The sequence below is a fragment of the Aeromonas sp. R5-3 genome (genome assembly GCF_040908225.1).
Lineage (GTDB): Bacteria > Pseudomonadota > Gammaproteobacteria > Enterobacterales > Aeromonadaceae > Aeromonas > Aeromonas dhakensis.
The window spans coordinates 37,211-48,965 of the sequence record NZ_JBFODH010000011.1 but is presented as its reverse complement, the minus strand read 5'-3'; the positions used below and the strand labels follow the sequence as shown (position 1 = coordinate 48,965).

Here is an 11,755-nt window from a genome sequence, read left to right as displayed (position 1 = left end):
GCCGGGTGGAGGCTGGCGGCCAATCGGGAGGGAAAATGGCATCCATTTGAGCGTTGTTGATATTGTGTTATCTCGGTGTTGTAGATTTTTTGTGAGGCAAAGCGGATATTTTTCAGTGATTCTGTGGAAAAAAGCGGCTGCAGATGGGATATTCCTTGTCCGCAACCCCGTGTGTTTCCGGACAGGCTCGACAGAAGGCTTGCCGGGGCAGACGACGCCAGCCCGTGACATGGGTGTCGCCTGGTGTAGCGGTTGCCAACAGGACTAATGATTCACGCACTTAGGTGCTCAGGGACTATTTGATGACACAACAACACCCCCTCATAAGACTGGTCAACAGCACCAGCCTGGTTAGCCAGATCCTGGTCGGTCTGGTCTTCGGTATCCTCCTTGCTATGTTCATGCCGGAATGGGCCAAAGCGGCGGGTCTGCTCGGCAGCCTGTTCGTCGGCGCCTTGAAGGCGGTGGCGCCGCTGCTGGTCTTCGTACTGGTGATGGCGGCGATCATCGGCCACAAGCAGGGTCAAAAAACCAACATGAAGCCGATCCTGCTGCTCTATCTGCTGGGAACGTTCCTGGCGGCTGCGGTGGCCGTGGTTGCAAGCTTCCTGTTCCCCACCAACCTGCACCTGGTGGCGAACAGTGCCGAGATCACCCCGCCCGGCGGCATCACCGAGGTGCTGCAGACCCTGCTGTTCAACGTGGTGACCAACCCGATCAAGGCGCTGCTGGATGCCAACTACATCGGCATTCTGGCCTGGGCCATCGGTCTTGGCATCGCCATGCGCCACGCCAGCGAGGGGACCAAGGCGGTGATCACCGACCTGTCCCACGGCGTCTCCACCATTGTGAAAGCGGTGATCCGCTGCGCGCCGCTCGGCATTCTGGGTCTGGTAGCCTCCACCCTGGCGGAAACCGGTTTTGAGGCCCTGTTTGGCTATGCCCAACTGCTGGTGGTGCTGATCGGCTGCATGTTGTTCATCGCCTTCGTGGTCAACCCGCTCATCGTATTCTGGAAGATCCGCCGCAACCCCTACCCGCTGGTGCTGACTTGCCTGAAAGAGAGCGGCGTCACCGCCTTCTTCACCCGCAGCTCCGCCGCCAACATCCCGGTCAACATGACGCTGTGCGAAAAATTGCGTCTGCCGGAGGATACTTATGCGGTCTCCATCCCGCTGGGCGCCACCATCAACATGGCCGGTGCGGCCATCACCATTACCGTGCTCTCCATGGCGGCGGTCCACACCCTGGGGATGGACGTGGATCCGGCGACGGCCATTCTGCTCTCCGTGGTTGCGACCGTCAGTGCCTGCGGCGCCTCCGGTGTGGCCGGCGGCTCCCTGCTGCTGATCCCGCTGGCATGCAGCCTGTTTGGCATCAGCAACGACATCGCCATGCAGGTGGTGGCGGTCGGCTTCATCATCGGCGTGCTGCAGGACTCCGCAGAGACGGCCCTCAACAGTTCCACCGACGTGCTGTTCACCGCAGCGGCCTGCATGGCCGAAGATGAGACCCTGCTGGACATCTCGCCGGTGCCCAACAGCGAAGCCTGATAGCCGTATCTTCCTATCACAACGACAACGCCCTCATTCGAGGGCGTTTTTTATTGCTGTTCGGATGGGGGTGGGTAGCCGTCGTGACTCCTGGCAACCCTCCCGGCAAACAGAGAAGAAGGCTTCACGACCTGAAACCCGGCAGCCGTCACTGAGTCGGGATGGAGGGGGTGTGCGAGCGTGGAAGAGGGATGGCTTTGCCGTCTCGGGTGATGCGGGCAGGAGTTGATCGGCTTGACGGTGGCTCGATATTCCAGCTTGAGCAGGGCAGGTCGTCAGAGTGAAAACGTGGGTAGGCATGGCCGGGTTGTTGTGGCTTGCCAGCCAACTCGCTCTCAAGGGACCCTCTCTTTTTGCCTGGTGAAGATAGGCAATCAGCCCTGCACCATAAAAAAATGCCAGCCGGTTACCCGGCTGGCATTGTTGCTGGTCTCTGACCGCGTTAGCCGATCAGCTGGTAGAGAATGGCGGAGATGGCGGTCATCCCCATCAGGGCCACGAAGACGTTGCTGATGTGGCCCTGATACTTCGCCATGGCCGGCACGCGCTTGATGGCGTACATCGGCATGATGAACAGGATGGTGGCGATGATGGGGCCGCCCATCGACTCGATCATGCCGAGGATGGAGGGGTTGATCACAGCTGTGCCCCACAGGGTCAGGATGAAGAAGGCGATGATGAAGATCTCGACCTTCTTGTGGTTCGGCTCCTTGCCGGACTTGCGCAGGTTCTGGACGATCATCCCCTTCAGGCCTTCACGGGCACCCAGGTAGTGGCCGAAGAAGGAGGAGACGATGGCCACGAACGCCACCAGCGGACCGAAGTAGGAGATGATGGGGCTTGAGTGCTGGTTGGCCAGGTAGGAGAGCACGGCAATGTTCTGGGACTTGGCCTCGGCCAGCTGTGCCGGGGTCAGGCTCATCACGCAGGAGAAGACGAAGAACATCACGAAACCGAGCAGGATGGTCGCGGTGCGCTTGAGGATGGCGTCAGACTTCTCGACCGCCTGCTCGCCGTGATCGCGGCGCTGGGCCAGGGAGAAGCTGGAGATCGCCGGGCTGTGGTTGAAGGAGAACACCAGCACCGGGATGGTCAGCCACAGGGTGATGGCAAAGTCCTTGCCGGACGGTACCTGGGAGAGGGCGGCACCGGTCCAGTCCGGGATCAGGTAGAAGGAGATCCCCACCAGGATGGCGATGAGCGGGTAGACCAGGAACTCGGTCACTTTGAGCATCAGCTTCTCGCCAGCCAGCATCACCGACATCATGCCCATGATCAGCACGATGGAGAGGATCCAGCGCGGCGGCGCCGTCATCTGCAGCTGGTTGACCATGAAGCTTTCCACGGTATTGGTGATGCCCACCCCGTAGATCAGCACGATGGGGTAGATGGCGAAGAAGTAGAGCAGGGTGATTAATTTGCCGGCACCCACGCCGAAGTGCTCTTCCACCACTTCCGTGATGTCTGCATTGGGTTTGCTTGACGAGAGCACGAAGCGGGCGAGGCCGCGGTGTGCCAGATAGGTCATGGGGCCGACCAGCAGCGCCATGACCACCAGCGGCCAGAAGCCGCCCATGCCGGCGTTGATGGGCAGGAACAGGATGCCGGCGCCGACGGCGGTACCGAACAGGCTGATTACCCAGCGAGTGTCTTGTTTGGTCCAACCACGCGATTGGACTGAGCGGGTTCCTTGCTCCTGTGAGGTCGCAACATCCTGTGCGCCGGTGACAGTATTAGACATGTGTCTCACCCCTGAATTGTGGTTTTTATAGAATCGGCGCAAGGATACGGGTTTTTTAATCAAAAATGTTGATCAAATTCACCTTTATGGGACTGAAAACCGCACTCTTTTATGGAAATGTGATCGAAAGAAGAATTAATCAATTATTTTTTATAAAACACCACGTTATTTTAGTGTTAACGCATGAATATTGCACAGGCATTTGTTGGCAATATGTTATCTGGAGAGTTGCCGTGACAGCTGGCGGATCATGCTGGCGGTTGCGCCCCAGATAAAATGGTCCTGCCAGGGGATCCAGTAGATGGTATGCAGGTGATCGGCTCTGGGAATGGTCAGGGCGATATGGTGGCGCGGATCCAGCAGGTGGTTGAGCGGCACCTCGAAGGCCTGGTCGACCTCGTCCCGGCTCAGGGTGAGCTGATAGTCGGCCGCCACCAGTCCCAGCACCGGCAGCACGTCATATTGCGAGACGGTGTTGAGGGGCGCGAGGGTGCCAAGCACCTTTATCTGGGCCGGGACTATGCCCAGCTCTTCCTGGGTTTCCCGCAGCGCCGTGTGGATCAGATCCCGGTCGTCCGGATCCTGCCTGCCACCGGGGAAGCTTATCTGTCCCGCGTGGTGGCGCAGGTGCGGACTGCGCCGGGTCAGCAGCAATTGCAGGCCGTCGGCCCGTTCAACCAGCGGCAGCAGCACGGCGGCGGGCTTGAGCCCGGCCACCGTCAGCCGGTGGGCGGGGGCGGGGCGTTGCAACAAAAAGCGGGTCAGCAGTTCGGCTCGTTCCATCTCGATTCTTCTTCACTCCTTCAAGTCGCTGAGATCATTTTGTCAGGTTTTCAACGCAGTGCGTCCAGCAGCGGCAGGATGCGGGCCACCTTGTCATAGGTTTCCTGATATTCGTCGTCCACGTCGGAGTCGGCGATGACGCCACCGCCAGCCCAGCAGTGGAGCTGGCCCTGTGCGGCGATCAGGGTGCGGATGCAGATGCTGGTGTCCATCCGGCCGTGCTGGCTGAGGTAGCCGATGCTGCCGCAGTAGGCGTTGCGCCGCTGGGGCTCCAGCTCCTCGATGATCTCCATGGCCCGGATCTTGGGGGCGCCTGTGATGGAGCCACCAGGGAAGCAGGCGCGCAGCAGATCCACGCCCTGCCAGCGGGCATCCAGTTCGCCGTGAATGGTGGAAACCAGGTGGTGCACCGCCGGGAAGGATTCCACCGCAAACAGGCTGGGCACGCTGACCGAACCGGGCCGGCTCACCCGACCGATGTCGTTGCGCAGCAGATCCACGATCATCAGATTTTCCGATCTGTCCTTGTCGGCCTCCGCCAGCTCGCGGGCACTGGCCTGATCCAGCGCAGGGTCGGCCAGCCGCGGACGAGTGCCCTTGATGGGTTTGGTCTCGATGTGGCGCTGGTCGAGCAGCAGGAAACGCTCGGGCGAGAGGCTCAGGATGGCCCCTTGCGGCAAGCGCAGGAAGGCCGAGAAGGGAGCGCGGTTGGCCCGTGACAACGCCTGGTAGGCTTGCCACTCGTCACCCCGATAGGGGGCGCTGAAACGCTGGGTCAGGTTGATCTGGTAGCAATCCCCTGCCGCCAGATAGGCCTGCACCCGGGCAAATTTGTCGCCATATTCGGCGCGGCTCATGTTGCTGCGCCAGGGGCCAGCAAGGGCGAAGGGGTCTGCGGCAAGCTCGTGTTGTGCCTCCAGCCACTGCAGCCGGCGGGCAAGGCCGGCCTCGTTGCCCCAGTGCACCAGCTGCCATTTGCCCGTTGCCACCTCCCGCAGCAGGGCCCAGTCATAGATGCCGACCGCCATGTCAGGGATGGTGACGTCGCGGGCGGCCAGGTTCGGCAGACGCTCGAAGCGGCGGCCCAGATCATAGCCAAACAGGCCGAGCGCCCCGCCGATGAAGGGCAGGGGGGGCGCTTGAGTGGTGATCTCTCCCAGCAGGTCGCGCTGGCACCGGGCCAGCAAGGTCAGCGGATCATCTTCACTGGACTCGTGTTGCTCTCCCTGCTCGATGCGGGTCAGCGCCCCGTCGGTCTGCAGGGTGGCCAGCGGATCGGCGGTGATGATGTCAAAGCGGTTGTCCGCACCCAGCGGGCCGGCGGATCCCAGCAACATGGCCCAGGGCAGGTGGTGAAGGCGGGCGAACAGCGCATGGAGCGCCATCTGGTGTTCAAAATGGTGGATATGCAGCGTTGGTTTCATTTTTTGTTACACAGGCAACAGTTTGCAGCCTGCTCCCTAGCCGGTACGGGGTGGCAAGCGTATCATAGGCGCCGGAATTTTTAGAAAAAACGCGCCGTTGTCTTATCGGGCAGACAGGCAGACCGCCTGGCACCACCCCACCGAAGCACGGCTCATATGGAAGCCCTTGCTCCAACCAACACGGGAGACAAGGACCAGTGAGGATGATATGAGCATCATTAAAAAACAGGATTTTATCGATTCCATCGCCGACGCCCTGCAGTACATCTCCTACTACCACCCCCTCGATTTCGTGCATGCCGCCAAGGCCGCCTATGACCGGGAGATCAACCCGGCCGCCAAGGATGCCCTGGCCCAGATCCTGATCAACTCCCGCATGTCCGCCGAAGGTCATCGTCCGCTCTGCCAGGATACCGGCATCGTCACCTGCTTCGTCAAGATCGGCATGCAGGTGCAGTGGGACAGCGACATGACGGTGCAGGAGATGGTGGATGAAGGGACGCGCCGCGCCTACACCAATCCGGACAACCCGCTGCGCGCCTCCGTGCTGGCCGACCCCGCCGGCAGCCGCAAGAACACCAAAGACAACGCCCCGGCCGTGGTACACATCGACATGATCCCGGGCAACAAGGTGGAAGTGAGCATCGCGGCCAAGGGCGGCGGCTCCGAGAACAAATCCAAGATGGTGATGCTCAACCCCTCCGACGACGTCGTCGAGTGGGTGCTCAAGACAGTACCGACCATGGGGGCCGGCTGGTGTCCGCCCGGCATGCTGGGCATTGGCATCGGTGGTACCGCCGAGAAGGCGGCCGTGCTGGCCAAGGAAGCGCTGATGGAGCACATCGACATCCAGGAGCTGATCGCCCGTGGTCCCGAGACCACAGAGGAGAAGCTGCGGGTTGAGCTCTACGACAAGGTCAACAAGCTCGGCATCGGTGCCCAGGGCCTCGGCGGCCTCACGACCGTGCTGGACGTGAAGGTGAAATCTGCGCCGACCCATGCCGCCTCCAAGCCGGTGGTGATGATCCCCAACTGCGCGGCCACCCGCCATGTCCACTTCGAGCTGGATGGTTCCGGCCCGGCCGAACTGACCCCGCCGAAACTGGAAGATTGGCCGGAGATCACCCGCTCTGCCGGTGGCAACGTGCGCCGGGTCAATGTCGACGGCATCACCAAGACAGAGCTCGCCAGCTGGAAGAGCGGGGATACCGTGCTGCTTTCCGGCAAGATCCTCACCGGTCGCGATGCCGCTCACAAGCGCATTGCCGACATGCTGAAAAAAGGTGAGGGGCTGCCGGAAGGGGTCGATTTCACCAACCGCTTCATCTATTACGTGGGCCCGGTCGATGCCGTGCGTGACGAAGTGGTCGGCCCGGCCGGCCCGACCACCTCCACCCGGATGGACAAGTTTACCGACATGATGCTGGGGGAAACCGGCCTCATCGGCATGATCGGCAAGTCCGAGCGGGGCCCCAAGACGGTCGAGAGCATCAAGCAGCACCAGGCCGTCTATCTGATGGCCGTCGGTGGTGCCGCCTATCTGGTGGCCAAGGCCATCAAGAAGGCGCGGGTGGTGGCCTTCGCCGATCTGGGCATGGAAGCCATCTATGAGTTCGAAGTCGAGGACATGCCGGTAACCGTGGCGGTCGACTCTCAGGGCAACAATATCCACGAGACCGGGCCGGCCTACTGGTCTGCCAAGATTGCCGAGCTCGATGGCAAGCTGGCGTGAGTTGAAGATGTCTGAGGGCTGTTCACCTGCGGTATGGAGACGGGTCTTTATGCCCTGAGTGCATGCACCGGTGCAATGCGCGACTGCCATGGATGTGGCCGTCATGCAGCCTCAGCCATAACAAACAAAACGAAGGCGACCCCAGGGTCGCCTTTTCTTTTCGTCTGCGTGTCTGTCGTGCGAATTTTAACTGCCAACTGCCAACTGCCAACTGCCAACTGCCAACTGCCAACTGCCAACTGCCAACTGCCAACTGCCAACTGCCAACTGCCAACTGCCAACTGTCAACTGTCAACTGCCAACTGACGCTCTCTGTGCGTGGTGCACAAGGCTGTCAACGCTGGAGCCCATGTCCGCCAGTTGGCTGGCGCCTCTTCACCCTTGCCACGGTTGTCTGGTGGCAAGGGCTCTTTTTACTCTGTGATTGGCAAACGATTCATCACCCAATTAAAAAGTCATCATCAATCTAGCTGAACAACCCATCTCCTCACACGGTTGGGGGTCAGTGATTGAGATAAACATCCTGTCCGCCATAGACCAGCGAGCCACCATGAGCGGGAGAGGAGGCGACTGGCTCGAAGAAACGGGTCAATACGCCACAGCGTTGCCCCAACGTGTTCAGCTTGGCCCGATCCAGCGTGACCTGTTCCGGCAGCCAGGTCAGCACGGCGGCGCAGCGGCCGTTGCCCAGACTCTGCTCCAGCGTGGATTGCCAGTTCTTGATCTTGGGGCTGTGTACCACCAGTACCCGAGCCGGATTGATCCCCTGTGCCTGCAACTGCTTGGCCACGGGCAGACCGGGTGGCGCAATGAGCAGGATCCAGCCCGTGTCACCCTGGCTCAAGCGCACCAGCTCATCGAGCAGCGGCGGCTCCCGGGTGAGGCTCGCAGAGTGGCGATATTCGTCCTGCTTGCCCTGATGGCGAGTGGGCCAGGGGGTGCTCATGCTGGCGACGGAGACAAGGGTGTGGCTCATGGGCTGGCTCATATGTTTTCCTGTATGAATAACCATGCTGTATGTACATACAGTAGTTGTTGTTCGCAGTAGTGACAAGCCGTTTGTGGCCAAAAATGTGATCTGAACGGTAATGAAAGAAGTTAACTAATTGATTTTAAAATATATAAACTTCAATCTTGAGGTGGGTGTTTTTCAGGCTATGGACAAAGCGGGCAGGGGCGCCCATGGTTATACAGTATGTCCTGTACAGAGGAGAGATGAGGATGGACGTCAGCACCTTGCAACGACTGGATGCCAATATCCTGCTCGGGATCATCAATGAGAAGCTGCGCCTGGAGTGCGACGGGCTGGAGGAATTGCTGGCCTATTACGACATGACGGAAGACCAGCTTGCCACCCGCCTGTTGCAGATTGGCTACCACTACGATCCCATGAGCAACCAGTTCAAGGCTCACGGTTGATCGGCGAACACTCCCCGAATGGCACTGTTCTATTTTTTCATGAATGGCGCACATTGAAATCGTTTTCAATGTGCGCTGAATTTTCAGTTATTTTCATGGATTTTCAGCGCTTGGCAATCGTTGAAAACCTATTCATGAATTTATATTTGCGATATATACTTAAGGTTTTGATTTTAAAGGAAATGATGGGTTTGTATTTGCAGGTTTCAGGAAAGGGTTTTCAAACTTGAACTGTCATTTTTATACGTTAAAGTGTGACTTGCGTTAACTTTTCAAGCTGCGGCTTTAGCTAGTATGCCCACGCCGGAACATATTCTCAGATAACAACAGCACCGGTCCCTGATGGGATAACAATTTATTATTCTGTAACGAAGGAAATGGTTTATGGCTACCAAGAAGAAGACAGACCAGGATCTCCAACTGGATAAAGATCAGCTCAAGGCGAGTATCGTGCGTCACCTGCGTTCTACCTTGGGTACAAGCGAACAGAAAGCCTCGCCAGAAGCGTGGTGGAAAGCGACCGCAGCCGCCGTCAACGAACAGGTGTACGAGCGCCTGACCCGCACTCAGCAGACTCACTTCAAGAAAGATACTCGTGCAATTCACTATCTCTCTGCTGAATTCCTGATGGGGCGCCTGACCTCCAACAACCTGCACAACCTCTCCCTGTACAAGATTTGCGAAGAGGCGTTGGGCGAACTCGGTCTGGAACTGACCGATCTGTGTGAACAAGAGCCCGACATGGCACTCGGCAACGGCGGCCTGGGCCGTCTGGCCGCCTGCTTCATCGATTCGCTGGCGACCCTGAACTACCCGGCGGTCGGCTATGGCATCCACTACGAGCACGGTCTGTTCCGTCAGGAAATTCAGGATGGCCGTCAGATTGAGCGTCCGGACTCCTGGCGCGAATATGGCAACCCTTGGGAGATCTGCCGCCCGGAATCGGTGCAGGAGATCCCGCTCTACGGTTACGTGGAGACCGTCTTTGGTGACAACGGCGGCCTCAAGAAGGTGTGGCACGCCGGTCGCAAGATCAAAGGGGTGCCCTGGGATATTCCGGTAGTCGGTTTTGGCGGTCATACCGTCAACATCCTGCGCCTGTGGGAGTCTCGCGCCTCCGAGTTTTTTGACTGGGACGTGTTCAACGCCGGTGGTTATATCGACTCCCAGGCGGAAAAAGCCCAGGCCGAGACCATCTCCAAGGTGCTCTATCCGAATGACGAGACCGATGCGGGCAAAGAGCTGCGCCTGATCCAGCAGTACTTCTTCTGTGCCTGCTCCATCAAGGATATCATGCGTCGCTACAAGCGGGTGCATGGCGCCGATTTCAGCAACTTTGCCGCCCAGATCGCCATTCAGCTCAACGATACCCACCCCACCGTCGCCATTCCCGAACTGATGCGGGTGCTGGTGGATGAAGAGGGTCTGACCTGGGAAGCGGCCTGGGCCATCAGCTACCAGGTGTTCTCCTACACCAACCACACCCTGCTGCCGGAAGCGCTGGAGAAGTGGTCGGTCAGTCTGTTTGAGAAGGTGCTGCCGCGCCATCTCGAGATCATTTACGAAATCAACGCCCGTTTCCTGGGCGAGCTGGTGGAGCCCAAGTGGCCGGGCAACGACGCCATCAAGGCCAAGCTCTCCATCATCGAAGAGGGAGCGGTGCGCAAGGTGCGCATGGGCAACCTGTGTGTCATCGGCTCCTCCAAGGTGAATGGCGTGGCCGAGATCCACTCCAAGCTGGTGAAGGAAGATCTCTTCCCCGAGTATGCCAAGCTGTGGCCAGAGAAAATGTGCAACGTCACCAACGGCGTGACTCCGCGTCGCTGGCTGCTGGCCTGCAATCCGGAACTGGCAGAGCTCTACAACGAAGTGGTGGGCAAGGAGTGGCCGCTGCAACTGGACAAGCTGCGCAGCGTCACCAAGTTTGCCGACGACAAGGCCTTCCAGAAGCAGTTCATGACCATCAAGCGCCACAACAAGGAGAAGCTGGTCAAGGTCATCAAGGCGGAAACCGGCATCGAGGTCAGTGCCGAGGCGATCTTTGACGTCCAGATCAAGCGTCTGCACGAGTACAAGCGCCAGCAACTGAACCTCATCCACATCATGGCGCTCTATCGTCGTCTGCTGGCCAACCCCGACTACGACATGCATCCGCGGGTGTTCATCTTCGGCTCCAAGGCGGCGCCCGGTTACAAGCTGGCCAAGGACATCATCTACGCCATCAACAAGCTGGCGGAGCGGGTCAACAATGACACCCGCATTCAGGGCAAGCTGAAAGTGGTGTTCATGCCGAACTACCGGGTGAGCCTGGCCGAGAAGCTGATCCCGGCGGCCGACGTCTCCGAGCAGATCTCCACTGCCGGTTATGAAGCCTCTGGTACCGGCAACATGAAGATGGCCCTGAACGGTGCCATCACCATAGGTACCCTGGACGGCGCCAACATCGAGATCGCCGAAGAGGCGGGGGCCGAGAACTGCGCCATCTTCGGTCTGAACGTGGATGAGGTGAAGGCACTGAAGGGGCGCGGTTACAACCCGTATGACTTCTACTACGCCAACTCCGAGCTCAAAGCTGTGCTGGACTGGTTCGATACCGACTACTTCACGCCGGGTCGTCCGGGCGAGCTCTCCTCCATCAAGCGCTCCTTGCTGGAAGGGGGGGATCCTTACCTGACGCTGGCCGATTTTGCTTCCTACTCGGAAGCACACAAGCTGATCGATACCTGGTATCGGGATCCGGCACTGTGGGCCAAGAAGGCCATCATCAACTCGGCCACCATGGGCAAGTTCAACTCCGATCGCTCCATCCAGGACTATGTGGATCGGATCTGGAACCTGAAGCCCTGCAGCATCGGCTGACCAGAGAGCAAACCAAACCCCCGCCATGCGGGGGTTTTTTATTGGGCGTGGGCGGCGTTGGTTGTGTGAATGCGGGACAAAAGCAAACTGCCCGACTGCCTGACTGCCTGACTGCCTGACTGCCTGACTGCCTGACTGCCCATTGCCACCCTCTGCATACAGTTCTGCTATTTGAGGACGTGTGACGTCGAATGAGGGGGGGCTGAGGGCGGGAGAAAAAGATGTGCACTCGAGAATCGGCAGG

General features: G+C 59.2%; 8 protein-coding genes. 4 read left to right on the top strand and 4 right to left on the bottom strand.

The window, feature by feature from the left end; translation table 11 throughout:
• Nucleotides 1-302 precede the first annotated feature (302 nt).
• Nucleotides 303-1,553 (top strand): serine/threonine transporter SstT, encoded by a 1,251-nt coding sequence (sstT, locus tag AB5Y95_RS05430; RefSeq protein ID WP_324043528.1) that lies wholly within the window; start codon nucleotides 303-305, stop codon nucleotides 1,551-1,553.
• Between the two features lie 442 nt (nucleotides 1,554-1,995).
• Here sstT and AB5Y95_RS05425 read toward each other — a convergent pair whose 3' ends face one another.
• The 3 genes from AB5Y95_RS05425 to pabB all read right to left on the bottom strand — a co-directional run bounded on the left by AB5Y95_RS05425 (nucleotide 1,996) and on the right by pabB (nucleotide 5,462).
• The gene (locus AB5Y95_RS05425) at nucleotides 1,996-3,294 is read right to left on the bottom strand and encodes a serine/threonine transporter (RefSeq protein WP_017782660.1); all 1,299 of its coding nucleotides are present in this window, start codon (nucleotides 3,292-3,294) and stop codon (nucleotides 1,996-1,998) included.
• Between the two features lie 216 nt (nucleotides 3,295-3,510).
• The gene (locus AB5Y95_RS05420; RefSeq protein WP_368159848.1) at nucleotides 3,511-4,077 is read right to left on the bottom strand and encodes a CoA pyrophosphatase; all 567 of its coding nucleotides are present in this window, start codon (nucleotides 4,075-4,077) and stop codon (nucleotides 3,511-3,513) included.
• Nucleotides 4,078-4,127: 50 nt separating this feature from the next.
• Nucleotides 4,128-5,462 (bottom strand): aminodeoxychorismate synthase component 1, encoded by a 1,335-nt coding sequence (gene pabB, locus AB5Y95_RS05415; protein WP_368159905.1) that lies wholly within the window; start codon nucleotides 5,460-5,462, stop codon nucleotides 4,128-4,130.
• A gap of 247 nt (nucleotides 5,463-5,709) precedes the next feature.
• Here pabB and AB5Y95_RS05410 point away from each other — a divergent pair, with 247 nt between their 5' ends.
• On the top strand, nucleotides 5,710-7,233 hold the full coding sequence (locus AB5Y95_RS05410; RefSeq protein WP_368159846.1) for a fumarate hydratase: 1,524 nt from the start codon (nucleotides 5,710-5,712) through the stop codon (nucleotides 7,231-7,233).
• A 502-nt stretch (nucleotides 7,234-7,735) separates the two neighbouring features.
• Here the strand turns inward: AB5Y95_RS05410 and AB5Y95_RS05405 are convergent.
• Nucleotides 7,736-8,221, bottom strand: a complete 486-nt coding sequence (locus AB5Y95_RS05405) for a cell division inhibitor (RefSeq protein ID WP_005300386.1) — start codon at nucleotides 8,219-8,221, stop codon at nucleotides 7,736-7,738.
• A gap of 233 nt (nucleotides 8,222-8,454) precedes the next feature.
• On the opposite strand from AB5Y95_RS05405, the gene AB5Y95_RS05400 reads away from it, so the two are divergent.
• Together AB5Y95_RS05400 and AB5Y95_RS05395 are read left to right on the top strand one after the other, a co-directional pair.
• Nucleotides 8,455-8,652, top strand: a complete 198-nt coding sequence (locus AB5Y95_RS05400; RefSeq protein WP_005300391.1) for a DUF4250 domain-containing protein — start codon at nucleotides 8,455-8,457, stop codon at nucleotides 8,650-8,652.
• A 384-nt stretch (nucleotides 8,653-9,036) separates the two neighbouring features.
• Nucleotides 9,037-11,511 (top strand): glycogen/starch/alpha-glucan phosphorylase, encoded by a 2,475-nt coding sequence (locus AB5Y95_RS05395; protein WP_368159843.1) that lies wholly within the window; start codon nucleotides 9,037-9,039, stop codon nucleotides 11,509-11,511.
• Nucleotides 11,512-11,755 lie beyond the last annotated feature (244 nt).